The sequence below is a fragment of the Vibrio sp. 1167 genome, from assembly GCF_033340375.1.
GTDB lineage: Bacteria > Pseudomonadota > Gammaproteobacteria > Enterobacterales > Vibrionaceae > Vibrio > Vibrio alginolyticus.
This window is the reverse complement of record NZ_JAWOWK010000003.1, coordinates 98,061-124,471: the sequence shown is the minus strand read 5'-3', so window position 1 is coordinate 124,471 and position 26,411 is coordinate 98,061. Positions and strand designations below refer to the sequence as shown.

The 26,411-nt window shown below is 45.0% G+C and carries 28 protein-coding genes; 11 read left to right on the top strand and 17 right to left on the bottom strand.

The features are described 5' to 3' along the window. Nucleotides 1–11: 11 nt before the first annotated feature. From flgE to flgB, 4 genes are read right to left on the bottom strand one after another with little or no spacing between them, the layout of a single operon-like run. Nucleotides 12–1,208: a flagellar hook protein FlgE gene (gene flgE / locus R7Z78_RS07335; protein ID WP_017635110.1), complete on the bottom strand. Its 1,197-nt coding sequence runs from the start codon at nt 1,206–1,208 to the stop codon at nt 12–14. A 27-nt stretch (nt 1,209–1,235) separates the two neighbouring features. After that, entirely contained in the window at nt 1,236–1,919 is a 684-nt protein-coding gene (flgD, locus tag R7Z78_RS07330; RefSeq protein ID WP_005384410.1) for a flagellar hook assembly protein FlgD, read from the bottom strand. Beyond that, the gene (flgC, locus tag R7Z78_RS07325; protein ID WP_005374012.1) at nt 1,919–2,353 is read right to left on the bottom strand and encodes a flagellar basal body rod protein FlgC; all 435 of its coding nucleotides are present in this window, start codon (nt 2,351–2,353) and stop codon (nt 1,919–1,921) included. Before flgC ends, flgD begins: the two co-directional genes overlap by 1 nt. Nucleotides 2,354–2,355: 2 nt before the next feature. Further along, entirely contained in the window at nt 2,356–2,718 is a 363-nt protein-coding gene (gene flgB, locus R7Z78_RS07320) for a flagellar basal body rod protein FlgB (protein ID WP_005374013.1), read from the bottom strand. Nucleotides 2,719–2,795: 77 nt separating this feature from the next. On the opposite strand from flgB, the gene flgA reads away from it, so the two are divergent. The 4 genes from flgA (at nt 2,796) to R7Z78_RS07300 (ending at nt 5,196) form a co-directional block, all read left to right on the top strand. Further along, nucleotides 2,796–3,593 carry a flagellar basal body P-ring formation chaperone FlgA gene (gene flgA / locus R7Z78_RS07315; RefSeq protein ID WP_005384406.1) on the top strand — a complete coding sequence of 266 codons (798 nt, stop codon included), beginning with the start codon at nt 2,796–2,798 and terminating at the stop codon, nt 3,591–3,593. 136 nt (nt 3,594–3,729) lie between these two features. Further along, complete coding sequence (flgM, locus tag R7Z78_RS07310; protein WP_005374016.1) at nt 3,730–4,011, top strand: flagellar biosynthesis anti-sigma factor FlgM; 282 nt, start codon at nt 3,730–3,732, stop codon at nt 4,009–4,011. Between the two features lie 20 nt (nt 4,012–4,031). After that, entirely contained in the window at nt 4,032–4,469 is a 438-nt protein-coding gene (gene flgN, locus R7Z78_RS07305; RefSeq protein ID WP_005374018.1) for a flagellar export chaperone FlgN, read from the top strand. Beyond that, nucleotides 4,450–5,196, top strand: coding sequence for a lytic transglycosylase domain-containing protein (locus tag R7Z78_RS07300; RefSeq protein ID WP_042523341.1), 747 nt, complete (start codon nt 4,450–4,452; stop codon nt 5,194–5,196). Before flgN ends, R7Z78_RS07300 begins: the two co-directional genes overlap by 20 nt. Nucleotides 5,197–5,631: 435 nt before the next feature. On the opposite strand, the gene R7Z78_RS07295 is transcribed toward R7Z78_RS07300, so the two are convergent. Then, nucleotides 5,632–6,150, bottom strand: a complete 519-nt coding sequence (locus R7Z78_RS07295; RefSeq protein ID WP_005374021.1) for an NUDIX hydrolase — start codon at nt 6,148–6,150, stop codon at nt 5,632–5,634. A gap of 277 nt (nt 6,151–6,427) precedes the next feature. Here R7Z78_RS07295 and R7Z78_RS07290 point away from each other — a divergent pair, with 277 nt between their 5' ends. Then, nucleotides 6,428–6,694 carry a DUF333 domain-containing protein gene (locus R7Z78_RS07290; RefSeq protein WP_005374023.1) on the top strand — a complete coding sequence of 89 codons (267 nt, stop codon included), beginning with the start codon at nt 6,428–6,430 and terminating at the stop codon, nt 6,692–6,694. A 249-nt stretch (nt 6,695–6,943) separates the two neighbouring features. Next, complete coding sequence (locus tag R7Z78_RS07285; RefSeq protein WP_005374025.1) at nt 6,944–7,600, top strand: hypothetical protein; 657 nt, start codon at nt 6,944–6,946, stop codon at nt 7,598–7,600. On the opposite strand, the gene R7Z78_RS07280 is transcribed toward R7Z78_RS07285, so the two are convergent. Next, nucleotides 7,590–8,432, bottom strand: coding sequence for a YdcF family protein (locus tag R7Z78_RS07280; RefSeq protein ID WP_005374027.1), 843 nt, complete (start codon nt 8,430–8,432; stop codon nt 7,590–7,592). The genes R7Z78_RS07285 and R7Z78_RS07280 overlap by 11 nt on opposite strands. 131 nt (nt 8,433–8,563) lie before the next feature. Between R7Z78_RS07280 and R7Z78_RS07275 the strand changes: the two genes are divergently transcribed. Then, a complete protein-coding gene (locus tag R7Z78_RS07275) occupies nt 8,564–9,934 on the top strand; it encodes an L-serine ammonia-lyase (RefSeq protein WP_005374028.1) in 1,371 nt (456 codons plus the stop codon). Nucleotides 9,935–10,055: 121 nt separating this feature from the next. On the opposite strand, the gene R7Z78_RS07270 is transcribed toward R7Z78_RS07275, so the two are convergent. After that, a complete protein-coding gene (locus R7Z78_RS07270) occupies nt 10,056–10,292 on the bottom strand; it encodes a hypothetical protein (protein ID WP_005374030.1) in 237 nt (78 codons plus the stop codon). Nucleotides 10,293–10,540: 248 nt separating this feature from the next. Between R7Z78_RS07270 and R7Z78_RS07265 the strand changes: the two genes are divergently transcribed. Continuing rightward, nucleotides 10,541–11,416, top strand: a complete 876-nt coding sequence (locus R7Z78_RS07265; protein WP_104976294.1) for a LysR family transcriptional regulator — start codon at nt 10,541–10,543, stop codon at nt 11,414–11,416. Between the two features lie 68 nt (nt 11,417–11,484). On the opposite strand, the gene R7Z78_RS07260 is transcribed toward R7Z78_RS07265, so the two are convergent. The 5 genes from R7Z78_RS07260 to R7Z78_RS07240 form a co-directional block, all read right to left on the bottom strand. After that, the gene (locus R7Z78_RS07260; protein ID WP_104976295.1) at nt 11,485–12,354 is read right to left on the bottom strand and encodes a LysR substrate-binding domain-containing protein; all 870 of its coding nucleotides are present in this window, start codon (nt 12,352–12,354) and stop codon (nt 11,485–11,487) included. Between the two features lie 200 nt (nt 12,355–12,554). After that, nucleotides 12,555–13,535 carry an OmpA family protein gene (locus tag R7Z78_RS07255; RefSeq protein ID WP_104976296.1) on the bottom strand — a complete coding sequence of 327 codons (981 nt, stop codon included), beginning with the start codon at nt 13,533–13,535 and terminating at the stop codon, nt 12,555–12,557. Nucleotides 13,536–13,988: 453 nt separating this feature from the next. Further along, nucleotides 13,989–15,113, bottom strand: a complete 1,125-nt coding sequence (locus R7Z78_RS07250; RefSeq protein WP_017819760.1) for a M14-type cytosolic carboxypeptidase — start codon at nt 15,111–15,113, stop codon at nt 13,989–13,991. A gap of 113 nt (nt 15,114–15,226) precedes the next feature. Continuing rightward, nucleotides 15,227–16,627, bottom strand: coding sequence for an FAD-dependent oxidoreductase (locus R7Z78_RS07245; RefSeq protein WP_042523350.1), 1,401 nt, complete (start codon nt 16,625–16,627; stop codon nt 15,227–15,229). 219 nt (nt 16,628–16,846) lie between these two features. Continuing rightward, on the bottom strand, nt 16,847–17,206 hold the full coding sequence (locus R7Z78_RS07240) for a DUF3316 domain-containing protein (RefSeq protein WP_005374041.1): 360 nt from the start codon (nt 17,204–17,206) through the stop codon (nt 16,847–16,849). A gap of 412 nt (nt 17,207–17,618) precedes the next feature. Here R7Z78_RS07240 and R7Z78_RS07235 point away from each other — a divergent pair, with 412 nt between their 5' ends. Next, a complete protein-coding gene (locus R7Z78_RS07235; RefSeq protein ID WP_005384371.1) occupies nt 17,619–18,545 on the top strand; it encodes a VirK/YbjX family protein in 927 nt (308 codons plus the stop codon). A 12-nt stretch (nt 18,546–18,557) separates the two neighbouring features. Next, the gene (locus R7Z78_RS07230; protein ID WP_005374044.1) at nt 18,558–19,109 is read left to right on the top strand and encodes an outer membrane beta-barrel protein; all 552 of its coding nucleotides are present in this window, start codon (nt 18,558–18,560) and stop codon (nt 19,107–19,109) included. Nucleotides 19,110–19,177: 68 nt separating this feature from the next. Here the strand turns inward: R7Z78_RS07230 and R7Z78_RS07225 are convergent, their stop codons facing one another. The 5 genes from R7Z78_RS07225 to R7Z78_RS07205 form a co-directional block, all read right to left on the bottom strand. After that, nucleotides 19,178–20,083, bottom strand: coding sequence for an EamA family transporter (locus R7Z78_RS07225; protein WP_104976297.1), 906 nt, complete (start codon nt 20,081–20,083; stop codon nt 19,178–19,180). Between the two features lie 66 nt (nt 20,084–20,149). Beyond that, nucleotides 20,150–20,854: a phosphonate utilization transcriptional regulator PhnR gene (gene phnR / locus R7Z78_RS07220; protein WP_104976298.1), complete on the bottom strand. Its 705-nt coding sequence runs from the start codon at nt 20,852–20,854 to the stop codon at nt 20,150–20,152. 9 nt (nt 20,855–20,863) lie between these two features. Continuing rightward, complete coding sequence (locus R7Z78_RS07215; protein WP_005442364.1) at nt 20,864–22,588, bottom strand: putative 2-aminoethylphosphonate ABC transporter permease subunit; 1,725 nt, start codon at nt 22,586–22,588, stop codon at nt 20,864–20,866. 8 nt (nt 22,589–22,596) lie between these two features. Then, nucleotides 22,597–23,703, bottom strand: a complete 1,107-nt coding sequence (locus R7Z78_RS07210; RefSeq protein WP_053307154.1) for a putative 2-aminoethylphosphonate ABC transporter ATP-binding protein — start codon at nt 23,701–23,703, stop codon at nt 22,597–22,599. Nucleotides 23,704–24,028: 325 nt separating this feature from the next. Beyond that, nucleotides 24,029–25,039: a putative 2-aminoethylphosphonate ABC transporter substrate-binding protein gene (locus R7Z78_RS07205; RefSeq protein WP_005384363.1), complete on the bottom strand. Its 1,011-nt coding sequence runs from the start codon at nt 25,037–25,039 to the stop codon at nt 24,029–24,031. Nucleotides 25,040–25,305: 266 nt separating this feature from the next. Between R7Z78_RS07205 and phnW the strand changes: the two genes are divergently transcribed. Next, entirely contained in the window at nt 25,306–26,409 is a 1,104-nt protein-coding gene (phnW, locus tag R7Z78_RS07200; RefSeq protein WP_053307153.1) for a 2-aminoethylphosphonate--pyruvate transaminase, read from the top strand. Nucleotides 26,410–26,411: the final 2 nt, after the last annotated feature.

Here is a 26,411-nt window from a genome sequence, read left to right as displayed (position 1 = left end):
CAAAACTCCCATTACACCGCGTTAAACAAAGCTTGAGTAAGCTTGTCGCTGGTAGAAATTGTCTTTGCGTTTGCTTGGTAGTTGCGTTGTGCAGTCATTAGAGCAACAAGCTCGCTGGTTAAGTCAACGTTAGAACCTTCTAATGCACCCGGAGTTAGGTCACCCATCGTACCTGAACCCGGAACACCCATAATTGGAGCACCTGAGCTAAAGCTTTGAGTCCATGATGTTCCACTCACTTTCGCTAAGCCTTGTGTGTTTGCAAAATCAGCAAGAACAACCTGACCTTGTAGCTGTGATTGGCCGTTAGTGTAAGTCGCGTAAACCATGCCGTTACCTTCAACGCGTACACCTGCAAGCTCACCTGATGTGTAACCGTTAGGACTATTAGTACTTACGCCAAAAGCTGCACCAAATTGCGTGCTGCCTTTCAGGTTAATGTCTACACTCATCGCGTTCGCGCCTGCAGCAGGGAATGAAACATTAAACGGTGCAGTCGGTGTTGAAAGCGAGCCATCTTTACCAAACGTTACAGGCACAGTTGCTACTGGCGTCGTACCGCCATCTACTTGAACGTTCACTTCCCACGAGTTAGAAGCAGTCTTAGTAAAGTACTGAGTTACCGTGTGCGAGTTACCCAATGAGTCGTAGACTTTTGTTGTGTAAGACGAGTTAAATGAGCTTGGATCTTTTGGATTGAATGGCGTTACGGCTTTATCAATAACAGACGCGCTTGCGTCGAAGTTCGCAACAAAATCTAAGCTGTCTGTTGCTTTAGCATTCAGTGAGGAAGTCGATACCTGAATATTACCCACAGAACCTGTCATCAGGTTGTTGTTGCTATCGACACTGTAACCTTGAAGCTTTGCACCGCTGTTAGCCGTAACAAAGTTGTTCTTATCCGTTGAGAACACACCTGAACGTGTGTACAACATTTGACCCATATTATCTTTAGTAACAAAAAAGCCACCGCCATTAATAGCTAGGTCCATCGCACGGCCAGTTCCTGTGATACTGCCGTCTTTGTCGAAGTTCTGTGAAATTGACGCGACTTCCACACCACCAGGTTGCATGCCGTTATATACAGCGGAGAATTCTGTGCGGCCACCTTTAAAACCATACGTTGATGCGTTGGCAATGTTGTGACTGATTGTGTTTAGCTCTGTGTTGGTCGCGTCCAGACCACTTAGTGCGATGTTAAAACTCATAAATAGACCTCTGATTTCCGTATTTGGTTAAGCACCAAACTGAGTGATTTGATAGAAAGGAACGTTGCCAACGCCATGGACATTGACTAATGCTGCGCCACCGGTATTAGGAATGCGCACTTGCTCAACAGTGCCTGCCATCAGCACATTTGGACTTGCTTGCCCTTCTTGCACTTCTACGGCCACTGAGTATTTGCCTGGTTTAAGACCAAGTTCTTCAGGATTAATTGAAAAGTCGACGTCACCTTTACCGTGAGCACCTAGTGGCACTTTAGTTGATTGTCCAAATTCATCTTTAACAACTAACGTGACTTGGTTTGAGCTATGAGCGAGTTCGATTTTTCCGTTTTGTACGTCTTCACCAAGCTGAAATTCATCCGCGTTGACGTAAACCGTTTGCCCAACAAGGCCCGCTGTTGACAGCACTTGCATGTTGTCCAGTAACACCATGCTCTGTTGCATTGTCTTAGACATATTCTCGGTACTTTGTACCTGCGAGAACTGAGCCAATTGACCAACGTATTCCGTACCATCAAGGGGATTAAGTGGGTCTTGGTTTTGAATTTGAGCCACCATCAAAGAAATAAACTCATTCTCCAATGAAGAAGCACTGTTCATGTCTTTAGGGTTTGGTGAGATACCGTTGCTGTCTTTTGCTTTTGTATTTACTGGAGCGTCAGACGATAAAGGGGTGTATTGTGCAATACTCATTAGCTACCCTGCCCTAATCTAAGCAGACCTTGCTGCATACTTTTTACATTGGCTAATACTTCAACATTCGTTTCGAAGCTGCGTGTTGCGGACATCATGTCTGCCATTTCAGCAACTACATCAATATCTGGGTAAAACACATAGCCTTCATCATTAGCCAGTGGGTTGTTCGGCTCAAAACGCTTCTCTGCATCTCCAGCATTTTTAACAACGTCAACAATGCGAACTTCTGCATTGGGATAAGCTCCATTTTCTGTTGTCATTTGCGTTTTTTGGTACACAGTCGCAAATACTGGCTTAAGCGCTTTATAAGCATCTTCTGGATTTGCAGATACTGCATCTGCGTTTGCTAAGTTACTGGCTACCGTATTAAGACGCACAGTTTGTGCTGTCATCGCGGAACCAGTGATCGAGTAAATATCAGTGAATGACATAATTAACGTCCCTCAATCGCTTTCGCTAAGCCATTAAATTTCATGTTGAGAAACGTCAGGCTAGTTTGAAAGTCCATGTTGTTTTGTGTGAATTTTGCTTGTTCAACACCAAGCTCTACGGTGTTGCCATTTTTGCTATTCTGGTAAGGCACCGAGTATTGGGCCTGAACCTGGAACTTTGGCACCGGTTTGTTCACACCACCTGCCGTTACTTGGTTCATTACGGTGGTGAAACTTAGGTCTTTCGCCAAATACCCAGGGGTGTCAACATTTGCTAGGTTACTGGCGAGGACTTTGGTACGCTGAACGCGAAAATTAAGTGCCTCTGGATGTACTCCTAAAGCATTTTCAAATGTGATCGCCATGCATCTTCCTTACAGTTGGCTCGAATACGCCAACATACAAACAAGATACGTGCCATAAAAAATAGCCATATATATCAATGATTTACAAACAAGGATGGAAGCCAAACTTCCGGTTCTCGGAAAGCATTAAAAACAAGAGGAAAGTGTCCACTTCCTCAACAATAATGCTGACGTTACTCGCTTTGACATCAGAACAAGCATTCGCCAACACCAATGACAAAACCCTAAGCGTTGAAGAGATAAGGTCCGTTGTAGCAACGGATTTCGAACAAGAGGTGGATCGCGTAGCGCTCTCCAATCAGTGGGGGAAGTACAAACTGGACTTCGACATGTGGGTACCCGGTTCAGCCAATCACTTGCCAGAATGTGAATCTCCTTTAGTTATCACAGGTCGTGACAACAACACGTTGCCAGTCGGTAACCTCAAGCGCTCAGTCAGCTGCGACAATATCGCATCACCATGGCGAATTAACGTTACGATAAAGTCTTCGCTGACTCTGCCTGTTTTGGTCGCGACAACCACGGTTGGCCGAAATGAAGTCGTAACGGCTAAACACATAAAGCTTGAAACCCGAACCATCTCTCGCCAAGACGATTTTTATACTCGCCCCGAGCAAGCAGTAGGCTTAGAAACCTCTCGTCGTTTGCGGGCTGGACAAGTGGTTAATCCATCCAATTTGTCGGCCCCACCTCTAATCGAGAAAGGCAATGAAGTCATAGTCATTGCGAGCAAAAATGGATTTAGTGCCAGCACAAAAGGAGTCGCCTTAGAAGATGGAGCGAAAGGGCAACAAATTGACGTGGAAAACCCAAGTTCGGGCAAGGTCATAAGAGCAGTCGTAACTGGATTAAACCAGGTTCATACTCAATTTTGATTTTTTGACTCGGGGTAACATTTTTTAATTTTGGCTCTCGTCAGTAACACTGAACTTCGAGTACAAAAAAAATATTTAATGTTTATCACATTCTAACCGCCTACTTAATTTAGAACATGATGATGAGGACCACAGCATGAAAATCGACAAAGTCGCGGGCGGTCATGTCCCACAAACAAAATTACAGCAAGCAAGCAAACAGCCTGTCGACGTCGTCGAACAGAGCAAAGTACACGAGCCTGCATTTCAAGCGAATACCGTAGCGATAGATCGCGCTCAAGCTGAAATGGCATCACTACCTGATGTTGATATGGAAAAAGTAGAACAAGTACGCAACGCATTAGCGCGTGGTGAACTTAGCCTAGATACAAAAGTGCTATCCAAGGCAATCATGCAGTTCCATACAGGTCACGAGTAATAAAACGCTAGGAAGACATCATGGCAAGCGCAGTATCGCAGCGAATTCAACAATTTGTTCGCTCTATATCTGAGGATATTAAGCTTTATCAACAACTGCTTCCTTTGCTTCAGCAGCAAAAGGTATTGTACTTAAAGTTTGATGGAGAGGCACTGAACGACAATGTTCAGAAACAAATGCCGATACTCAATAAACTCAGCCGCTCCGCCAATGACAGAAGCCAGTGTATGCGAGCGCTGGGGTTAGCGTGTAATGACGCCAGCGTAAAACGAATTTTCAATGCTTTGCCTGCCCAAATAGGTATGCAAGCTAGAAAACAATGGGCGCTATTGGAAACGTTGGTAAGTCAGTGCCAACAATACAATCAGAGCAATGGCCACAGCTCTGCGGCGTTCCATGAGTTGGTCAGTCAACTCAAACAACCTGTGCAACACACTTATGAAGATAAATCGTTCTAAACGATGTTCGTCTTGCCTACAGATTCAGTCGCCATCTCGGCTGAGTACTGTAGGCCTTTTTATTTTTATTGCCTTTCTGTCCTACCTTCCATTCACATGCCAGGCAAAACCAAATGCTGTCGATATTCAAACGCAGTATCAAGTATTAGCCCCATACAAACCACAAATTGCCAAGCGTCTCGATTCATCCAAACCGGTAATTAACCACATTTTCAAACAGCTTCAAAACCACTCATTACCAAATAGCCTAGCCTTAGTGCCAATGTTAGAATCTTCTTACAACCCCAAAGCCGTTTCTCACGCTAACGCCGCCGGACTTTGGCAACTGATACCAGCCACAGCGAAACGTTTCGGATTAACGATAAATACAAAACAAGACGATCGCTTTGACACAGAAGCTAGCACAACGGCCGCGCTCAAGTACCTGGCGTTTTTATACAACAAATTCGATCAAAATATGGCTCTCACTTTAGCTGCATACAATGCCGGAGAAGGACGTGTTGCACGTGCTATTCAGCGAGCAGGAAGTCGAGATTTCCAACAACTCACGCTGCCTAACGAGACTCGCCAATATGTCAGCCGCTTCTATGCATTGGAAAAGTTGATAGATATCGGTCAGTTACAATCCTCATCATTTCAACCTTTACTCTTATTTGCTCCAGACGCTCCTATGATTTCACAACCGCTGGTCGACTTTAGCCGACTGCCTCCGCTAGTTAATTTGTGATAAAAGCTACGACAGAGCTCAATGTCAGAGAAACGTAAAATCACAAGATCCTGTTCGGCGGATTTGAAAACTCGTGATCTCTATGCAAACGTGTGCAAAAAAGTTGAGGTAAGGTATCTCAAAGATAAGAAAGAGTAGTGGTTTACTAAAAAGCGCCCCAATTGCGCTTGGCAATTGGGTAGATATGCGTCACATTGCGTTTGCAAAAAAACATGAAAACCAATGGTCAGACCTAATAATTATTTACACACTAAATGTAAAACAGCTATTGTTTTCATAGTTCGAAACAAATCTAACATATCAAGATGACGCTTCGCTTGCGCGTCTGGAATAAGTCCGGGTTCCGGGGGGGAGTCCGGACTTTTTTATTGCTCTAAAATCTTTGCCCACAATAGAGCCAACAGAAGCTAAGTCGTAATGATGCAAACTAGCTGTTTATAGTAATTCTTTAGAAATCAACTGAAGTAAAAACGTTTCGCGCTCAATGCTCATGCCTTTTTTCGGGCTTTCTGCCATCGTTTTTTCATTGTGTGCAATTGCTTCGTGTATGTTCATCCATACCGGGCGCATTCCATTTTTAACTTCGTAATCTTCATACGCCGTTTCGCCTAGCTCACGTTCGATTTTACATGTATAACAATACGACACCATGTGCATCACGTCAGCGTCATCCTTGTACCACGGACGAAACTCCTCAAAGATTCCGAAAGGCTTAATACCATGTATATTTTGGGCGCCCGTTTCTTCCTCTAATTCACGGACTAATCCAGCAATGACATCTTCACCATCATCAATACCACCGCCTGGTAGCGTGTAGTCATGGTAACGTTCTGTATAGAGCAACAGCACATCTTCACCATCAAGTACAATGGCTCGCGCTGCATTGCGCTGAAAAACAATTTTGTCATCCAAATGCTCTATGTCTGGATGAACGGTCGATTTTAAATGTCTCATCGAAAATACCACGGTCAATGTTTTGTGCGCATATTACCGAATTTCACACTTTAAATCATTGTTGTAGACCAGGTACGTTCGAGCGCTTGTCAGGAAGTGATTGATATGACCTTCACAACAATACGCCTAGAACAGAAGTGTGACGTGCTAATCAGCAATAAATGAGAATATCTAAATTCTTATACGTCCCTCTTACTTTTAACATCGATAAGACAATAATCTCTTAAAGTTGCCTATAATCAATACAATACTCGCCCACCCCATGCGGAGATAAAGAATGAAAAAGACAAATTTAATGATGGCTATGGCTGCAACATTGGTACTGGCTGGTTGTTCAACTTACGAGGGAGCGACCCGATCAACTGAGTATACCTCCGTTGCAAATCCCGCAGCCGTATACTGTGTTCAGCAAGGTGGTGAGCTGGATACCGTGTCGGAAAACGGCGAACGTGTCACTTACTGTGTGCTGTCGGACAATGAACGCGTCGAGCAATGGGAATACTATCGCGAGAATCACAAAGAAAATGAGGGTGACAACTACTAATTATTTTTATCGATACGTCACCTTCCCTCTATCACTTAGGAGCCTTTGGGCTCCTTTTTTATTTGATTTATCAAAGTGTTCTTACGTTGTTTTTACATATCTCTGACTTTACCGCACATCGACCCTATATCGAACAGTGTTCTATTCTTGACATTCCCCTGACATAACTTTCCACTTGGACAATAAAATTCCAAACACAGATCACACTAATTCACATTTCTTCCACATTTTCTGGGACAGGTGAGCAAGATGAAAACACAAATAGTAAAAGAAGCCGAGTCAGCCCCAAGCAACGTTGTTACTGAAAAATCAAAGCGCATTATTTATAAATCGAGTTTAAACGCCTTGATGATTGTCGCTATAAGTATTCTCGTTAACCTTAGTCTTCGTCTTGATTATGTCGTGTTGGGATCAAGCCTTGGCGAGCTTTCCGTTACAGAAACGCTCCAGCTTGTGATGCTTGCTATTGCATCATGGTCGTTTTTCAGCTTATCGAAACAACAGCCTCAGCTAAAGCATGCGGCTATTTTGATTGCAGGATTTTTTGCAGTACTGATTATTCGCGAAACGGACTATTGGACAGACATGATTCATCATGGCTCTTGGGTTTTCCCAGCACTTGCTGTCACCGCACTGGCTTGCGCCAAAGCTTACCAAGGTGGTAAAGGTACCATGAACGAAATGGCGACCATTTTAACGGTGCCACATATGAAGCTATTAGTTGGTGCTGTAATGCTATTATTAGTCTTCTCTCGTTTGTATGGTATGGGTAGTTTTTGGCAACAAGTGATGGACGAAAATTACATCCGTGATGTTAAAAATATCTCAGAAGAAGGTATAGAACTGCTTTGCTACTGTTTGATCGCATTAAGCGCCGTCCGCACAAAACGCGAGCTTAATGAATAGACTCTGGGTCAAAGCGACGGTTCAATGCAGTCAGTATCGGATGGAAGATACTTAATGCCTTTTCCGCAGCACCTATAGATTCATCCAAGGCCGTCATTTCGACGGCCTTTTTCATTTCTCCAATATGTTGCAAAGCCTCTTTATCGAGCGGGAAAGAGAGCAATTTGTGAATAGCATCTCTTGCGATCATAAGTGGCTTTTTTCGGACAATTGATAAATCTCGGAAAAATACGCCATGCTTGACCCCTTCTAAATAAACTCGGTAGGTTGTGAGTTCATCGAGTAGCAAGAATGTCTCCGCCATAAGCCCTTTATGTGGGTATGGCACGCTAATATGTTTGCTGATATCCAGTGGAATATTGAGAGTCACCCCCATGGATTCGCAATCGGATTTAAGTACTCGTAATAAGCCTTGCTCATCCATCAAATTCTGGATATCAATGATTCGTTCGAGGTGGTAGTCATTAGACAGCAAGATAACCTCAACCGGATGCCCCGACCATAACTCGAACAACCCACTTTTGCACAAAACTTGGGAAACATAACGCATGTTTTGAAACGTGTTCAACGACTCCGTTTCTAAGAGTATATGACGTTCAGGGAACGGATTCACGGAGTCTGCGTTTAGGGTTCTAAAATACGCGTACATCGCCTCTGCTTCAGAAACACTTTGTCCTTGCGTTACTCCGCCACAAAAAATAATCGCCGTTCGCTCTGTCGGTAGTGATGCAGTCCTACAAGACAAAGCTTCGACTCTTGTTATGCCCTCAGAGGTCAACCTGTTATTGACGAGGCGTTTACCTAAAACGATGACGATGTTGTCTAACTTCATTTTAAAATCTCGCGCTTAGTTGGCAGTGTTACAAAAATCTTCTTTCACTCCCGACCCACAAGCTTTAACATCTAGTTAACAACACTGTTCTAGAGACCTTTATAAAGGTTCACTGCTAAAGGAAGTCAATTATGCTGTCGATTTTCGATATATTTAAAATTGGTGTCGGGCCATCCAGCTCCCACACTAATGGTCCTATGCTTGCCGGATTCCATTTCACTCAGCTAGTTAGCGACTCTATGGCGAAAGTGCATCGGGTGCAAGTGGACCTTTATGGCTCATTGTCACTGACAGGTCGAGGGCACCATACAGACCGAGCCACGGTCCTTGGTTTGATGGGAAATAAACCTGATACCATCAAAATGAGCAGTGCCAAAAGTGCGCTACAAAATACCATAGACAATAATACGCTCATGCTCGCCGGTACACACCAGATTGAGTTTAGCTACGACCATGACATCGTCTTTCATAGCGACAACCTTCCCCTGCATGAAAATGGTATGACGATTACGGCATTAGACGCAGCTGGAGATCAAGTAGCGTTTGAAATTTATTACTCCATTGGGGGCGGATTCATCGCCACCGCCGACGAACTAGAGAACGGCACGCAACAAAATGAGGTCGCAGTACCATTTCCGTTTACATCCGCAGATGAGATGCTGGAAAAAGCCGAGACGAACGGTTTCAGCTTGGGAGGCATGATCCTCCAAAACGAACTCGCATTTCGCTCAGACGAAGAAATTAACCAAAGAGCAGAGCAAATTTGGAAAGTGATGTCGCTCTGCATGCAACGTGGTTTCGATACGGAAGGGATTTTGGAAGGTGGTCTAAATGTCACTCGTCGAGCACCAAACCTTTTGAAAAAGCTCGAAGCCAACGCTGCAGTTGAAAACGATCCGATGGAGATCATGGATTGGATCAATCTCTTCGCCTTTGCGGTTAGTGAAGAAAATGCAGCAGGAGGGCAAGTCGTCACTTCTCCAACGAATGGTGCAGCAGGGGTGATTCCGGCGGTATTGATGTACTACCATCGCTTCATCAAAGAGCTCGATGTTAAACAGCTAAAAGACTTTCTCGCAGTCGCCGGCGCTATCGGCATCTTATATAAAACTAACGCGTCAATTTCTGGTGCAGAAGTGGGGTGTCAGGGAGAAGTTGGGGTTTCTTCATCCATGGCTGCCGCTGGCTTAACAGCGCTAAGAGGGGGCAGTAACGAGCAGATTTGTATTGCTGCGGAAATTGCGATGGAGCATTCATTGGGTATGACTTGTGACCCGATTGGCGGCTTGGTTCAAGTACCTTGTATTGAAAGAAATGCCATGGGAGCAATGAAAGCGATTAATGCATCGCGTATGGCATTAAAGCGCACAAGTAAATGTTTAATTTCGTTAGATAAAGTTATCGAAACCATGTATCAGACTGGTAAAGATATGAATAAAAAATACCGTGAAACCTCTTTGGGGGGCTTAGCTGTCATTCATATGGCACCGCCATGCGAATAATGGCAGGTGGTCATTGCGCTTAGCTTCTCACCATACGCTTATCTGGTAATTATGATCAGATGATATTACATATAGAAATGCCGCGTTCTTCGCGGCATTTTCTTAACAAGAAACTATTCGATTAATCACGTCGACCACGAAGTTCAATTTTTTGAGTTGCAGCATCCGAATGGATTGTTACACCGCCATAGGCCATTTCATTGCGACCCTTCAGCGTCAATTGAGAATCTGCACGCTCTACGTCAACCTGATTTTTCGTTGCCATCGTCATATCAATCGTGCCCGTGTATGACCCATCGCCAGCAAATGCTACGTTTGTTGAGCAAACCATCAAAACAAGTGCGATTAGTTTTTTCATACATCACCTCTATTATCGTTCTTACTTTCTTTCGGTGGAAAAACTGTAACAACAGAAACGCGCTCATACGAGGAAAGCCATTATTTACCAAATGGAAATCCATGCTAATAAACTGATGTAACCAAGAATAACTTATCGTTACCTTCAATAAATCAGGGATAAGGCAGCAACTTAAATTGACCGAGCGTTGTCTTTTCTTAAGAAATTCAGCGATATGATTTGTCGACAAACGCCAAGCGAGAGAATGTATGAGCGTTAATCTGGATATTCAAAATATTTTGGTATTAAAACGGATGTATGAGCTACGTAACGTCCGGTTAGTCGCAGAATCACTCGGTAAAACGTCAGGAGCAATCAGCAAAAATCTGACTAAGATGAAAACTCAGCTCAATGATCCGCTATTCGTTCAGACCAAAAATGGCTTTGAACCAACAGCTTTTGTGGAAGCGAACATTACGCATTTTGAGCAAATACTCAACAGCATTGATTCCATCAAACCACAGCATTTTTCACCAGCTCATTTTGACGGCTCAATCACTATTTATGCCAACACATTGTTTTGGGAGTACTTCGGTGACAAGTTTTACTTGGAGTTACTAAAGCACGCTCCAGAAGCAAAATTCTCATGTGTGCGCTGGGGTAGCGAAGCAAAAAAACGATTAATTGACGGTGAAAACGCCATTGCGATTCATTACTTTGATGAAGATCTGCCACAGTCAATTGTTCAGACCGAGCTAGGGCGAGGAAAAGCGGTATTTTTTGTTCGACAAGATCATCCCGCTCAAAACTCCCAAGAACTAGAAGAATACCCTTTTATACTTTTTAAAACGCCGGGATGGAACGACTACCGATACCCAGTGTTAGAAAGGCTCAAACATATGGGTTTTAGAACCACGCCTAAAGTGGAAATTGAGCATCCAGCGATGATTAAAAAAGTGCTTCTGCAAACGAATCATTTTGGCATAACGATGAGTGGACATGTTCCTAAGGGTTGCCGGAGTATCGCGCTTCCTGCTGGGCTAGAGCTTGATGTTCGCTACGTGATGAGCTGTCGTCGCTCTCAACAGCAAGCTCCGGTAAATCAGTGGTTATTAGATGTCATTAAGCATGTCGCTCAGTCCTAGACTGATGACTTGCTACTGCTAATAATAGCCAAACCACACATGCGCTCTACTTACTCGCTGAACGAACATTAAAGACTCTGTATTAACCATTGAGCAAAGGTGTTTACGTGTGATTTTTCGGATGCTCGAACCATCATATAATGTGCACCAGAACTTGGCATATGCCAATTTCCAGCCTGGACTAATACGCCCTGTTGCAGCTCATCCTCAACAAGAAAGTCTCTTACCAACAACACGCCAAGTTGATTAATCGCAGCATGAATAGCAAGCAATGAATGCTCAAACTCGGCGACGACTTTGCTCACCTTCCCTTGATAACCTTGGTGCGCAAGCCACTCTTGCCAAGATTCATGATAACCGCTAGTGCAGATTTTAGGCACTTTAGCTAACTGCGAGAGGTCATTTATCGGGTTTAAATGCATAAAGCCCGGGCTTGCGACAACGATCCAGTTTTCTTGGGTTAATCGTATGGCTTCTTGCTCTTGCCAATCTCCATCTCCGTTAATAATTTCGATATCCGCAATCGCACTGGCGCTTGGAACTGTACTAGCAGTAGTCGAGATTTTAAAGGAGATGTCTGGGAATTGTCGCTGAAAATCAGCCAATCTTGGCATTAACCATTGAGAGCAAAAGCTGTGAGCGACATGTAAGTTAACTTGCGTATTCTTGGGACGAGTAAATAAATGCTGCGTCGTGGTCGATAATGTTTGAAGCACATGATTAACCACTGGCCAGTATTCTTGCGCGGAGCAGGTCAGCGTAAGGTGAGTGCCCTTACGCTCGAATAACGTCGCATTGAGCTGTGACTCTAGCGATTTCACCTGTTGGCTTACGGCCGCACGAGTCACATTTAGCTCCTCTGCGGCTTTTGTAAAACTCTGTAGTCGCGCCGTGGCTTCAAAGGCTCGGAGCAAATTGAGCGGCGGTAAACTTTGCATATAATTCTCCCAAACACTTGGCTGTCATGCTATGAACTGGTGATGACAAATTGATGAAGGTGCTGAGTTTACGTATGTTGAGCACATGTCAAAGCGTCCCGATATAATTATGTTTCTACACAACTACTTAGTTTGTTAAGCGGGATCAAAAAAGCCAGCGTGATACACGCTGGCTTTTGGAACTTTATCTTAAGCAGGAATTATTCTGCTTTTTCAGTTGTTTGGTATTCAAACGCAGGAACAACCACTTCAACACGACGGTTCATTTGACGACCTTGACGTGTCTCGTTGCTTGCCACTGGGTTAGCTTCACCCATGCCTTTCACTGTCATACGCTCAGCCGCAATACCTTTTGCTTGGAACTCGTCAGCAACGGCTTTCGCACGTTTTTCTGTGAGTTGCTTGTTGTAAGCAGCAGAACCTGTCGTATCGCTGTAACCCGTGATCTCAACTTGAGCTTGTGGGTAAGTATTCATCAAATCAACGGTACCAGAAAGGTTCGACGCGTCTTTCACTTCTGCACTTTCTAAGTCGAATTGTACTGTCGCTGTTGTTTGAGCAGGGTAAACGTGATCTACAATGCGTGTTGCAGGACGTACTTCTACCACCTCTTCAACGGCTTTTTCTTGAACGACAGGCTCAGAACCAAACTTGTAGTTGAAACCGATACCGAAGAAATCTGAATCCATGTCTTCAATTACATCATCAGACATATCTTGGTAGCGTTGGTATTCAGCACGTAGGCTCCAGTTGTAGTTGATTTGGTATTCAGCACCCAGAGAGCCAGTTGGTACGAAATCTTTCTCGTCACCAGCCATCATGTATGCAGCACCAACTTTCGCGAATAGATTCCAAGAATCCGTTAGCGGTAGGTTAAATTTAGGAGCAAGCGTCAACGCCCAAAGATCACCATCAACGGTGTTTAGGCCAGGCTTTTTGAAGTTTGCAGTGAAGTCACCAAGGTAATCAACACCATACTCTGCTGCAACGTACTTGTTGAAGCTGTAGCCTAAGTGCATAGATGCTGCAAAACTGTCGTCGTCACAAGGTTCGTTTAGGTAACACGCATCGTTTAGAGAGTTGTAACCTACTTTACCGCCCATGTAAGTGTCAGCAAGTGCAACGTTTGAGATCACACCACCAGCAAGTACAGTAGCCACTGCTATAGCGATTTTTTTCATTATTCTTTTCCTTTTTCTTGTACACAAAGCAACACATCGCGGCAGCATACTGCCGTAAAATATGAAGCCGTAACTTTCTCTTTTCTTCGAATAGAAATAGCTAAATAGCGTAGGAAAGAATCAAAAATGATATTCAAACGCCAATGACGTAAAACGGAAAAAGGTAACCTCAAGACCATCTATTCATGAGCTTCATCCGCATACCCAACCGAAAAACAAAGTTCGTTGCGTTGGTTTAGCCATAGTCAATTCGTTGCGGAGAATATCACAAAGAAGCCAACTTTCTGTGACGCAAATCACCATAAAAAGCCACTTTCTCAAATTTAAGAATCATCATTTAAGCTTGTGAATGGCAACAAATTTTTACAGGGGAGCGTGGATCTGGAGAGCACAAAAAACAGCTCATTTAAATGAGCTGTTTTCGAAATAATGAAAAAGCGTTAACTCGTCGCGCTAAATTTTATCCGCTACGGTTAACGTTGCAGCTAATACATCTTGCCCAAACAAGACACTACGCTCAGGAGACCAACCGTAAAGTGGATCTGGGTGATTGTTGTTATCTTTAAATGGCATTTCGATTGTGTAAGACAAGCATTTGAACTGCTCTGCAACCCAATTTGAACCCACCGTCAAATTCGCTTTACCAGGCTCATCTTTATCGTAACCAATCTCATCTTGGAACTCTGGCGTAATAGTCAGTAACGCTTGCTTAAATGATGTCTCTAAAGCGGCAAGATTTTCATCGTAAGAAGGAATACCTTCTGAGCCAGCGACGAAGTTATACGGAATCGCTTCATCGCCATGAATATCTAAAAACATGTCAACACCCGTTTCCAGCATGCGCTGACGCACAAGGTAGACTTCTGGGCTCTTTTCCATTGATGGCGTTTGCCATTCACGATTTAGGTTTACACCTACTGCGTTGGTACGCAAGTGACCGCGAATACCACCGTCTGGGTTCATATTTGGTACGACGTAAAGCACCGCTTTTTCAAGCAATGCACGCGCAACCGTGTCGTTTTCATCTAACAGACGTTGGATCATACCTTCCATGAACCATTCCGCCATGGTCTCACCTGGGTGCTGACGTGCAATCATCCAGATTTTCTTTTTGCCTTCTTCTGGCTCACCAAAAGTAAGCAAGCTCATGTCATTGCCATCTAGCGTATGACCAAGCGTCTCTAGTTGGCAGTGGTGCGCGCTTTGTGCCATGTGTAACAAGTCTAAATGACGATCGTACGTGTATGGCGCAAAGTACGCGAAGTAAATTGAGCTGCGCTCAGGGATTACAGTGAAAGTCAGCGTGTCGCCATCGAACTCTGCCGGTACTCGGAACCATTCTTCACGATCGTAAGACGCAACCACATCGTAACCTTGCCATCCTTCTGGATAAGCCGATTTAGCCAAATCAAGCAATTTGATGGTGTGTGATTGCTCGGCTTCTGTCTCAAGACGGAAGTGGAACCACTGGTAGAATTCCGACATATTGTCGTTAGGAATTTTGAGTTGGATGTCGTTTTTGTCGTCCGCTTTCACTACGTGAATGCTGCCGCTATCGAAGTTGCTGAATACTTTCATTTTATGACTCACCTTTTAAATCTGAGCTTGAAAGACAGAGGCTAACACAAGGCTTCATCGCGCCCCAATGACTTTCACTGCAAACTGTCTCGTTTGTGGCTAAAGTCTTCAGTTTAGTCAAGCTTATCCGCTTTGCCTGCTGGTCCCGCGAGTTTTGCTAGCCACTTATCCCAGATAAACGGCGTTTTCTCGTTATCTTCTGCTTCCTCTTTTCGACGTACCGCGTTGCGCACTATCATAGCCCCGGTCCAGCGAAGCGGTTCTGGTGGGAAATACCCCAACGGTCCTTTGGCTAAACCACTGTTCGTCCACTCGTTATCGATTCCCAATATCAATGAAGATAAGATCTTTCCGCCCATTCGAGTCTGCGCTACACCATTGCCTGAATAACCAAATCCGTAAAAGATATTGCTCTGTTTATCTAGCTCGCCGAAAAAAGGGAAACCAGTAGCAGAACGATCAGAGCCCCCCGTCCATGAATAAGCAAACTCCTCTCCTCTCAAATGAGGAAACAACTTATCGAACGACTTGCGCAGTAGACCTTGGTAGCGTGTTGGCTTGTTAAACATTGCGTCGACTTGGTTATTGAAAGAAAACTGATTGCCGCCTTTCCCCAACATCAAACGGCCATCTGGCGTATCTCGGTAATAGTGGACGAAGATACGTGAATCCAACACGCTAGAACCTGCCTGCCAACCAGATAGAGGTAGTGCGTCACCAAGGGGCTTGGTGATCACCATGTCGGAAGAGACCACCACGATACTGTTTTTGAACTGTTTAAACTGCTCCACCATCCATGCATTTAATGCCAATACCACCTGCTGCGCTTGAACATTTCCTTTAGGTGTACAGACAGTGGCAGGTTTTCCATAATCTAGACGCGTCATCGGCGTGTTCTCATAAACTTCTACACCCAGATCAATAGCAACACGGCGTAACCCCCTCACTAATAATGCAGGTTGAACGCTGGCTGCAACTGGAGAGTGAAAGCCTTCTATATGTCGAGGTGAACCCGCATTGGCACGCAGTTCCTCCACCGAGCAACGACGCCAACTGTTCACTTCTAATCGCTTTAACTCGTCCACAACTGGCTGCATTCCCCCAGTTTGAGCCTGATTGGTTGCAGTGTAATAAACCCCTTTCAACGATAAGTGCGCATCAATGTTGTGCTGCTGACAAAAGTCGTCAATCTCTAGCACTGCTTGTTCCGACTCTTTTACTAACCAAGCAGCATGTTCTTCACCGAATAACCGTTTCAATGTCGGAAACTTGGTAGACCAAGTCAGCATACAACCGCCGTTTGCGCCCGATGCACCACTGCCACAAAGGCCTTTTTCAATCACGACTACCTTTTTTTCCGGAGATTGCTGCTTAATCATAATCGCGGTCCAAAGTCCGGTGTATCCGCCACCAACAATCGCAACGTCAGTATTAATGTTCTGCTGTAACGGTTGTGGCGTTTCTGGTTGCTCAGCTTCAATTGCCTGCTTGAACCAATATGAATGATGTGTCATCGGGTATCCTCGTTAGTGCGTTACATCCATTTCCGCAAACACTTTACAAACGATGATGACAATCAACGAGCAAGAAAATCTAACGCTGAGCGATAGAAAATGTTGCACTGAGAGTGTGAAAATTTTCGCTTTCGACAAAAACAAAATGGGGAGCTCGTGGCTCCCCAAAACAAACAGCAAAAAATATTAGTGGTAAACAATTCAAGTCCGTCTTACTGGTTAGTATTTACCGGTATCACGCATGCGGTACTCGTATTGAACATTGAGAATAGGCTGGTAAACAACTTGCCCGTCACTTTGCAAGAACTCATTTACCATGACTTTTGAGTCAGTGATAGAAAACGATTGGCGATCAACATACGTTGTAAGGCTCGTAAACTCATCACGGAGTTGTCCAGATGATTTATTTTGGTAGCTTTGGATCATGTCTCGGCCCATTTCATAAGCCGCTTGTTTGCTATCCATTACGTCGCCATGGATAGTTTCGGTATCGTTTGTCCACTGATAACCACTAGCAAGAGCCATAGAAGGTGCAGCAATCAGAGCAATCGTACTTGCTAAAGTTGTTAAGCGTTTCATAAACCTCTCCTTACTTACCTTTACATCGGGCCAAAATTGGCTCGATACTTATAAGGTACGTATAAAGACCTAAAACACGTCAAAACAATTTCAAATAATGTTCAATTTTCGTTCAACTTATTTCACATTAACTTAGCAACTCAACGTCATATTCAGCCGACATTCGCATTTTCTTTCTTTTGAACAATGGGTTTCAACCTGACACTTCCTTACCAAACCATACAATACCTAAGGTCAATTTTCTCTTAGAATTCCAGCAAAAGAACAGTGTTCAAAACCTTACACAAACGTCGGACACAGCAAAAACCACCTCTTTTCAGTCGTGCTTTGCATTCCTCCTTTTCGGGTTCTTCGCTGCTCGTCCGTCGGTTCTTAATTGTCGCTATTGAGCACAAGTTAATCTGGAGTGAAAATGACCGCAAACAAATCCATTTTTTACCATAGCAAATCGATTTACTCAGATGATTATGCTGATGTCTACAAGCCAATTTGGACCTACAGAGCTAAGTTCATCTTACGTGCGCTTTATTACAAACGTGCATTTAAGCACCTTTCAGACAATATTGAATCGTCATTGTTAGAGTTGCTTTGTACACGTACGCATCGGTTTTTAGAGAAACCGTTTCGTCCGTATATCATCAAAAACAACTCAGCGTTCGATCGTTCTAACTTGGTAGTTGATCACTATAAAACGATTTCAGAACTGTTTTCTAAACAAACAATCGAAGAAATCTACACAGACTCGAAAGGCCTAACATTAGCCTCTTTTGAAATTGACGAAATACTGTACTCGGTGAGATTAGTATACGAAGCACGTTATCAAAAAGAAGGCGACATGAGCCTAGTGCTGCACAGCGCTGAAGATGGCAACTTCTACACGCTCTCTTTTACGCTCGGTCACATCGAATCTGGACGCAGCATTATGATTGGCGGCTTACAAGGACCGCGAAGCAGTGAAGAAAACAACGCGAAAATTAAAAAGCTAACTCGTAAGCTTTACGGACAGAGACCAAAAAGCTTGATGGTGAGCTTGCTCACTTTGCTCGCACAAATTTGGGAAGTGAACACGATTCTAGCAGTGAAAACGCAGTCGCATACTTACGCAGCTAAGCGCTACAGCAAAGGGCGAATCAAAACGGATTACGATGCACTCTGGCAAGAATTGGGCGGCACCGAATACAATCGTCATTTTTACTCAATTGATGTAAATGCACCCCGTCGAGATATCGAAGGCATGTCGCGCTCTAAGCGTTCGATGTATCGTCGCCGTTATGAATGGCTAGACAACACCAAGATCACTTTCGAACAAATATTAAAAGGCGAGCAAGCTAAAAGCTAAGGAGAAGCGTTCATGCGTTATTCATTCATTACTGCTTTAGTGTTGTCGGCTTTTTCTTTGTCAGCCAATGCAGAAACCAGTGAGCACATCATAGGTACAAACATTGGCTATGGCGATGTGAACTACGATGCTCCGACAAGCAAAGAATCAGGCGACATGTTCTTAGGTGAAATATATTACCGCTACATGCCAACACATAACTTTGGTATCGAAGCAGGTTATAAAGGCGCGTTTGACGGTATCGGCTCGATACTCGTGAGTCCGATTTCAGAAGTCACCGATACGAGCTTCTCCGGACCTCGCTTGAGTGGCTATGCTAGCTATCCTCTGGGTTCAGGTTTCGAACTGTACGGCAAGGCAGGTGTCACTCTCTACACTCTCGAATACACTTATAAAGTGAACGGTCAGAGCAAGAACATCGAACACTCAAGTGTCGGAGGTGAAGCGGCTGGCGGTATCGGCTGGAGCTATAAACACTTTGGTTTGAATGCAGAATATGTGTACTCAAAAAACAGCGATTTTGACTCTAGCGGCGTGATGTTTGGTGCGCAACTGCGTTTTTAAACAAGGCTTACAAGTTAATACAAAAGGCAGCGAGAGGCTCATTCGCTGCCTTTTTTCGTGAATATAGGTCAATACGCAAGCGCGAGAATGATCCCCGCCACGATAGAAGTAACGCCAAGCCCTCGGGTGAGATACCATTTCTCAGACAGAAACCAAATCCCCATAAACAATCCAAACACAATGCTGATTTGCCTTAGTGCTACGACCAAGCTCACGTTGTCTGTCATGGTCATCGCAAACAGTACCAAACCGTAGGTGGATGCCATCATTACCCCTGCCATGCTGGCTGTTTTGCGGATCTGCCACGCAGTCTTAATCTCATCTGGCTTGCCCGTAACTAAGCACCATACAAGGGCTGGAATACCAATTGCCCAAAACTGCACGCCCAAGTAGAAGATTGCACTGTACTGATCATTCAAGATATCTGATGCTTGTCCTGTGAGTAAACTCAGCGCTTCTTTATCGACCACCGAGTAACCCGTTGTGCCTATTGCAGCAATTAATGCCCAGAACACACCGACGTTCAAATAGGAACCCAATATCATTTGACGAAAATTCGTCAGTGGCACCAGCATGCAACCAAGGGTAATCAGCAAGAACCCAAGCCACTGCTGACTAGATAATTCATGTCCCAATGCAACACTGATTGCGCCGACCATCATCACTGGCAGTGCCCGAGCAATGGGATAAACCACACCCACGTCTGCGTGCTTATAAGCGACAATCAAACCGACCAGATAGACCATTTGTGAAATGCCGCTAATGAACAGCAATCCCCAAAATTCACTCGGTAATGATGTCCAGCCAATGGTCACCAAATACCAAATCAAATAAGGGGTAAGAATGAAACATGCAGAAAAGCTGGCGGCCATAGTAAACGCGAGCCCAGAGCCTGAGTTGCTTTTGCCAAGGATATTCCAACCCGCATGGAGAACAGCAGAAAAAACGACGAGACCAATCGCCAACAAATCCATTTCAATGTTCCTGTCTGAATAAAATAAAGGCCCCGAGATGGAGCCTTAGATAATGAGAAAATCCACTTAACGATTGAGTTCCGCCAGAGATTCAATGCTGATGGCATCGTGTCGCCAATACTCGATATCGCAATCAATCAACTCACCGTGCTGGTTATAGTTGATGCGCTCCACCACCATCGCGGGAGTGCCAGCTGTCGCGCGCAGTGCCTGAGCCATTTCACCCAACAAAGTGCTGGTTGAAATGCGGTAGCGAATCTTTTGATACGTCACGCCATAATGATCGCGATAAATGTCTGTTAATGAATTTGATAAATCGTAATCCAGCAGGTTCGGAAACAGCTTTGGGCGAATATAGTTTGTTACGAATACCACAGGTCTGTCTTCAAGGTATCGCACACGGTCGACTCGATACACGTCCGAGAAAGGCTGCAAGTCCAGCAAGCGCGCCGCTTGTTTGTTTGCCAACGTTCCTTTTGCTGCGACCAACTCCGTTTTTGGCACACGATTTTGCGCTTTCGCCATGTTCGGGAAGTTCAGAGTTTGGGTTGGATCGTAACGCAATGGCTCAGGTGAGATAAACCAACCTCGGCGATCTTCGCGATAGATTCGACCTTCCGCTTCTAGCAGTGATAAAGCTTCACGCAGAGTGACGCGTGTAGTATCGAACGACTCCGCCAACTTACGCTCTGCTGGCAGTTTTTGACGCGGCGATAGCATGCCCGCTTCAATCTGTTCAACAATCGAATCTTTAATTTTTACGTATTGCACGAAGTGTCCTTATCTTTTGCGCCAAGCTTGTGTGCGATTCTCTAACAATTTACCCAAAGTCATCTGAACAATCTTCGCAATTGCGGCAGCCATCATAATCATCACAGCCATTGCCGCTGCAGCGCCAGTTTGACCTGCATCGTCCATATTCAGAATCGAGACCGAAGCCGGAATCGTATCGGTTGAGTAAAGGAATACTACCGCAGAAGTGGTGGTCAATGCATTAACAAACAAGTAAGTCGCAATGTCCAAAATCGCAGGTAAACACACAGGTAATGTCACTTTAAAGAACAACTTGTATTGAGGAAGCTTCACCGATGCCGCCGTGGCTTCAATCTCCGATGGCAACTGCTTTAGCGCTGTCAGGGCTGTCATGTGACCCACAGTGTAGTAATGCACTACCGTGTTAATCACCAAGAATGCCATGGTGCCATAAAGCACGTTCAGAGGATTATTCGCATCGTTGAAGTAAAAGATGTAACCCAAACCAAGCACCATACCCGGAACCGCCATTGGCACCACGCTAAGCATTTGCATCACTTGGCGAATTGGACCAAACGCACGCCCTTTCTCAATGCAGTAAGCACCGACAAAGATGATGGCTGTACCAATAACTGCCGTCCAACCTGCAAGTGTTAGCGAGTTGAAGAATGGGCTCCAACCGTAAGTGCTCATTTCGGCAAAGTTGTAGTTGTTTAGCGTCAGCGCTTTGTTCCAAGGCCAGAACGTAACTAACGAGCCATACACCGCCATGCCTAGCACTGCCAACACTGCGATAGAAATGATGCTGCAGTAAACCAAACAAATGCTGTCGCGCGCTTTGTTAGGTTCTGGCTGATAAGGCACCGAGCGAGTGTCAAATAAGCTCTTTTGCTTTTTCTGAACCCAGCGGTCTGCGCCGAACGCCATTACCGCAGGAAATAGAAGCATGATGCTGGTCACTGCACCCATGGCAAAGTTTTGCTGTCCCACAACTTGCTTGAAGATGTCAGTCGCCAGAACGTTGTAGCTGCCACCAATCACTTTCGGCACACCAAAGTCCGTGATAACTAGCGTAAAGACGACGATAAGCGTACTGATCAAACCGTATTTCGCCGCAGGTAACGTCACCATAAAGAAAGTTTTGATGGGTGAAGTTTTAAGTGCGCGGGCTGCTTCATACAAACGGGCATCTGAAGTGCGCAGTGAAGTGGTCAAAATCATCAATGCATGAGGGAAGGTCCAGAAAATCAAACCCATCGAGATACCAATCACGCCATAAATCGAGTTTCCTAACAGCATCTCTTTGGCAATGCCTTGATTACCGAAAAGGAAGATCAAACTGATCGCTGGTAACAGCGAAGGCGCAAGGATTGGCGCAGTACCTAAGATTTGGAACAAACCTTTAAACGGCATACATGAACGAGTCAGCGCGTAGGCATAACCAAACGCAAGTACACCCACCACCGAGGTTACAATCACGCCCAAAGTGAAGGTGTTTCCCACCGACACCCACAAGCTTGAAGAGGAAAAGTACGTCGCAAAGTTTGCCAATCCAACAAATTCGCCATTGGCATTTTGCACACTCTTGGTCAACATTGCCCAAAGCGGCATTAAGATGAACAGCACCATCATGGTCGACAAACCAGCGAGCAAACCAAACAACACAAGGTTGTCGCGGCTGACACGTCCGAGTAGGGATTTTGCTTTGTCTTGTGTGGTCAGGCTATTCATCGTCATTGTCTTCGCATCCATGTTTACACCTACGCTGCTAGCGCTTTATCAACCGAGGGCACGGCGTAACCATGCAGCCCTTCTTCAGCAAATTGGATGTAACGTACATCGCCCGCCTTGATATTGAGTTTTTGAACCGTTTCCACAGGAACATCCACGACGATGGTTTTCGTTGAGCTGTCGTTTTGCAATACGCAATCAATGCGGAAAAACGCCCCTAGAAACTCGGTTGCCGTAACTCGCACAGGTAAAGAGTTGTTGTAGTTTTCAACGAACTTGATGCTTTCAGGACGCACCGCAAGGTCAAAGCGGTCACCACGTTGTATCTTACGATTGGTCAAGCTTGGCGCTGGCATCAAGGTTTCTGCAATGCGCACTTGGGAGTCCGTTGCGACCGAGGTTTCAATAAAGTTCATGCTGCCGACAAACTCAGCGACAAAGCGCGTTGCTGGTTGTTGGTAGATCTCTTGAGGTGTGCCAACTTGCTCAATCACGCCATGGTTCATCACCACAATACGATCCGCCATCGACAGCGCTTCGTCCTGATCGTGCGTAACCATGATGGTGGTGATGCCCAGCTTACGTTGTAGCTTACAAATCTCGTCACGTAAGTGAACACGCACTTTTGCATCTAGCGCTGACAACGGCTCATCAAGTAACAGTAAACCCGGTGACAACGCCAATGCACGAGCCAAAGCAACACGCTGCTGCTGACCACCAGAAAGTTGGTTAGGGAATTTCTCGCCAGAGGTTGGAAGACCAATGGTTTCTAACCAGTAATCCACTTTCTCTAACGCTTCTTTGGTCGACATACCTTGGTTCTTCAAACCCACCGCAATGTTCTCATGCACAGTTAGGTTCGGAAAAAGCGCGTAAGATTGGAATACGATGCCGAAATCGCGCTTCTCTGGTGGTAAGAATGTGGTCTCTTGACCGTTTTGAAAAATCGCACCAGACGTTGGCAAGTCTAAACCTGCAATGGCACGTAGCAGAGTGGTTTTACCGCAGCCAGAAGGACCAAGAAAACAAACGAACTCGCCCTTTTCAATCGCTAGCGAGATTTTCTTTAATGCAGTGAACTGTCCGAATTGCTTCACTACATTTTCGATATTTAGGTAATGTTGGTTAGTTGACATAACACACGCTCCAAATGGTATATACCAACTTTAGTTTTGGAGTGTTACGTTCCAATGACAAATTTATAGCCAGAAGATGACAAATAGATGAAGGGTGATGAGGTTTGTTTAAGTGGCAATTAGAGATTCCCGACTCACTCCTTCGTCGCTCTAGAGAATGACGTGGTAAGTGCGGATAGAAGCTCCCAACTTCCTTAAGTCCGTCATTCCAGCGAACCTAGGTGAGACTAGGAATCTACTTGCAGCAAACTCTGAAATAACAGAGAAAACAAAAAATCCACCTCAACCGAGGTGGATTTCAATATTCAACTCAAAGCAATTTCAATTAAGACTTTGGTTCTGATTTCGCATCGAACTTCTCAGACCATGCCGCTAGGATCTCTGCACGCTTACTACCCATTTGCGCGAAGTCCATCTTCGCCATGTTCTCTTGAACGTTCGGGAAGTTAGAAACGGTCGCTTTCACTTCTTTATGTGCAACCACTGGGTACATTTCTACGTAAAGCTCGTTTGCCGCTTTAGAGATTGACCAGTCGACAACGCGCTTCGCTGCATCAGACTCTTTTACTAGACCAACGGCTTCAGATTCCCAGCCAATGCCTTTAGGTGTGATAACCGCAAGTGGTGCACCCTGTGTTTTCAGCTTCGCGCCGCGACTTGCCATCGAAATACCGATAGCCACTTCACCCATGCCCGCTTGAACACATGGCTTAGAGCCCGAGTGCGTGTAGTGTGCAATGTTCTTGTCTAAGTCACGCATGTAGTTCCATGCCTGATCTTCACCCATGTTTTGTAGCCAAGCAGAAACCTGCATGTAGCCAGTGCCTGAAGACGCTGGGTTCGGCATTGCAATGTGACCTTTGTAAACCGGCTTCGTTAGGTCTTCCCAAGACGTTGGTTTCGGTAGGTTAAGTTGTTTCGCTACCGCTTCGTTGAAACAAACTGCGTTAAAGAACGCATCGTTACCGAACCAAGCTTGGTTTGATTGAGGGTCGTTTAGGTTCGCGTGCAGCTCTTCCAAACCTTTTGGTGTGTAAGGCTTAAGAAGACCTTCATCTTTAAGCAGTGCCATTGACGAGCCAGCAAGACCCCAAACCACTTCCGCTTGAGGGTTATTCTTTTCGGCCAGCAATTTCGCCGTCATGATACCGGTGGAATCGCGAACCCACTTAATCTTGATATCTGGGTTATCTTTCTCAAACGCAGACTTGTATTTAGCAAGAATGTCAGTTTCGAAAGCGGTGTAAACCGTGACTTCCTGTGCTGCCATTGCATTCGTAGCTAGCAGAGAGACAAGTGCAGCCAGCGATCCTTTCATCAAACGGTTTTTCATCATTTTCTCCAGTTAATTTGGCTAAGTTTTCATTTGGTCTGTACCAGTTGACGATATACACCCTACTGAGCCTTTGTGACGAAATCATGACCATTAAATGGCAGTTTTACGAAAGTTTGCGCTGAATAATCGTTCAATTGATCCGCCATTTTCTGGATATTAAAGTTTTATGAAATTGGATATTCGCCTATTTACTGCCCTTTTCTTCCTCGTTAGAGTGAACTTGAAATTTGGTGTAGACCAATTAGCCTATTCTGATGGAAATCGAGATGAAAAACGAATACCTACTACTGACTCCAGGTCCTCTATCTACTTCTGAAACGGTACGTGAAGCCATGCTTAAAGACTGGTGTACTTGGGATGATGAATACAACAAAGACATTGTAGAAGTGATCCGCGCTAAGCTTGTAAAACTGGCGACGGAGCAAGACGGCTACACCAGCGTACTAATGCAAGGTAGCGGCACCGCATCAGTAGAAGCAACGATTGGCAGTGCCATTGGCAAAGATGGAAAATTGTTGGTTGTCGACAACGGTGCTTACGGTGCGCGTATCGCTCAGATCGCTGATTACCTAAATATTCCATGCCATGTAGTTTCCCCAGGCGAAACATCACAGCCACACTTGAACGAGGTGGAAACTGCATTGGCATCGGATCCTGCGATCACACACGTGGCGATTGTTCACTGCGAGACAACCACTGGCATGCTTAACCCAATTGAGGAATTTGCTTCTGCAGCAAAAGCACACGGCAAAGTGGTGATTCTCGATGCCATGTCGAGCTTTGGTGGCATTCCTATCGATATCGCTGAGCTAGGCATCGATTTTATGATCAGCTCTGCAAACAAATGTATTCAAGGCGTGCCGGGCTTTGGCTTTGTGATTGCGAAACAAACTGAGCTCGAAAAGTGCCAAGGTCAGGCACGTTCTTTGAGCCTTGATCTTTACGACCAGTGGCACTGCATGGAAGTGAACCACGGTAAATGGCGTTTCACGTCTCCAACGCACACGGTTCGCGCTTTCTACCAAGCCTTGTTAGAGCTGGAACAAGAAGGCGGCATTGAAGCTCGTCATAACCGTTACCAAACTAACCAGAAAACACTGGTTGCAGGTATGCGTTCTTTGGGGTTTGAGCCACTACTGAGTGATGACCTTCACTCGCCAATCATCACTTCTTTCTACTCTCCGACGCACAGTGATTACCAGTTCAAAGCGTTCTACACGCGTTTGAAAGAGCAAGGCTTCGTGATTTATCCGGGTAAAGTATCGAACGCAGATTGCTTCCGCATCGGCAACATTGGCGAAGTTTACCCAGCAGATATCGAGCGCTTAATCGGTGCAATTGAAAAAGCAATGTACTGGCAAGTTGCGTAAAG

Excerpts from the sequence above, each read along its gene's own strand:
- flgE (WP_017635110.1), bottom strand. The coding sequence starts at position 1,208 with ATGAGTTTTAACATCGCACTAAGTGGTCTGGACGCGACCAACACAGAG.
- flgD (WP_005384410.1), bottom strand. The coding sequence starts at position 1,919 with ATGAGTATTGCACAATACACCCCTTTATCGTCTGACGCTCCAGTAAAT.
- flgC (WP_005374012.1), bottom strand. The coding sequence starts at position 2,353 with ATGTCATTCACTGATATTTACTCGATCACTGGTTCCGCGATGACAGCA.
- flgB (WP_005374013.1), bottom strand. The coding sequence starts at position 2,718 with ATGGCGATCACATTTGAAAATGCTTTAGGAGTACATCCAGAGGCACTT.
- flgA (WP_005384406.1), top strand. The coding sequence starts at position 2,796 with ATGATTTACAAACAAGGATGGAAGCCAAACTTCCGGTTCTCGGAAAGC.
- flgM (WP_005374016.1), top strand. The coding sequence starts at position 3,730 with ATGAAAATCGACAAAGTCGCGGGCGGTCATGTCCCACAAACAAAATTA.
- flgN (WP_005374018.1), top strand. The coding sequence starts at position 4,032 with ATGGCAAGCGCAGTATCGCAGCGAATTCAACAATTTGTTCGCTCTATA.
- R7Z78_RS07300 (WP_042523341.1), top strand. The coding sequence starts at position 4,450 with ATGAAGATAAATCGTTCTAAACGATGTTCGTCTTGCCTACAGATTCAG.
- R7Z78_RS07295 (WP_005374021.1), bottom strand. The coding sequence starts at position 6,150 with ATGAGACATTTAAAATCGACCGTTCATCCAGACATAGAGCATTTGGAT.
- R7Z78_RS07290 (WP_005374023.1), top strand. The coding sequence starts at position 6,428 with ATGAAAAAGACAAATTTAATGATGGCTATGGCTGCAACATTGGTACTG.
- R7Z78_RS07285 (WP_005374025.1), top strand. The coding sequence starts at position 6,944 with ATGAAAACACAAATAGTAAAAGAAGCCGAGTCAGCCCCAAGCAACGTT.
- R7Z78_RS07280 (WP_005374027.1), bottom strand. The coding sequence starts at position 8,432 with ATGAAGTTAGACAACATCGTCATCGTTTTAGGTAAACGCCTCGTCAAT.
- R7Z78_RS07275 (WP_005374028.1), top strand. The coding sequence starts at position 8,564 with ATGCTGTCGATTTTCGATATATTTAAAATTGGTGTCGGGCCATCCAGC.
- R7Z78_RS07270 (WP_005374030.1), bottom strand. The coding sequence starts at position 10,292 with ATGAAAAAACTAATCGCACTTGTTTTGATGGTTTGCTCAACAAACGTA.
- R7Z78_RS07265 (WP_104976294.1), top strand. The coding sequence starts at position 10,541 with ATGAGCGTTAATCTGGATATTCAAAATATTTTGGTATTAAAACGGATG.
- R7Z78_RS07260 (WP_104976295.1), bottom strand. The coding sequence starts at position 12,354 with ATGCAAAGTTTACCGCCGCTCAATTTGCTCCGAGCCTTTGAAGCCACG.
- R7Z78_RS07255 (WP_104976296.1), bottom strand. The coding sequence starts at position 13,535 with ATGAAAAAAATCGCTATAGCAGTGGCTACTGTACTTGCTGGTGGTGTG.
- R7Z78_RS07250 (WP_017819760.1), bottom strand. The coding sequence starts at position 15,113 with ATGAAAGTATTCAGCAACTTCGATAGCGGCAGCATTCACGTAGTGAAA.
- R7Z78_RS07245 (WP_042523350.1), bottom strand. The coding sequence starts at position 16,627 with ATGACACATCATTCATATTGGTTCAAGCAGGCAATTGAAGCTGAGCAA.
- R7Z78_RS07240 (WP_005374041.1), bottom strand. The coding sequence starts at position 17,206 with ATGAAACGCTTAACAACTTTAGCAAGTACGATTGCTCTGATTGCTGCA.
- R7Z78_RS07235 (WP_005384371.1), top strand. The coding sequence starts at position 17,619 with ATGACCGCAAACAAATCCATTTTTTACCATAGCAAATCGATTTACTCA.
- R7Z78_RS07230 (WP_005374044.1), top strand. The coding sequence starts at position 18,558 with ATGCGTTATTCATTCATTACTGCTTTAGTGTTGTCGGCTTTTTCTTTG.
- R7Z78_RS07225 (WP_104976297.1), bottom strand. The coding sequence starts at position 20,083 with ATGGATTTGTTGGCGATTGGTCTCGTCGTTTTTTCTGCTGTTCTCCAT.
- R7Z78_RS07215 (WP_005442364.1), bottom strand. The coding sequence starts at position 22,588 with ATGGATGCGAAGACAATGACGATGAATAGCCTGACCACACAAGACAAA.
- R7Z78_RS07210 (WP_053307154.1), bottom strand. The coding sequence starts at position 23,703 with ATGTCAACTAACCAACATTACCTAAATATCGAAAATGTAGTGAAGCAA.
- R7Z78_RS07205 (WP_005384363.1), bottom strand. The coding sequence starts at position 25,039 with ATGATGAAAAACCGTTTGATGAAAGGATCGCTGGCTGCACTTGTCTCT.
- phnW (WP_053307153.1), top strand. The coding sequence starts at position 25,306 with ATGAAAAACGAATACCTACTACTGACTCCAGGTCCTCTATCTACTTCT.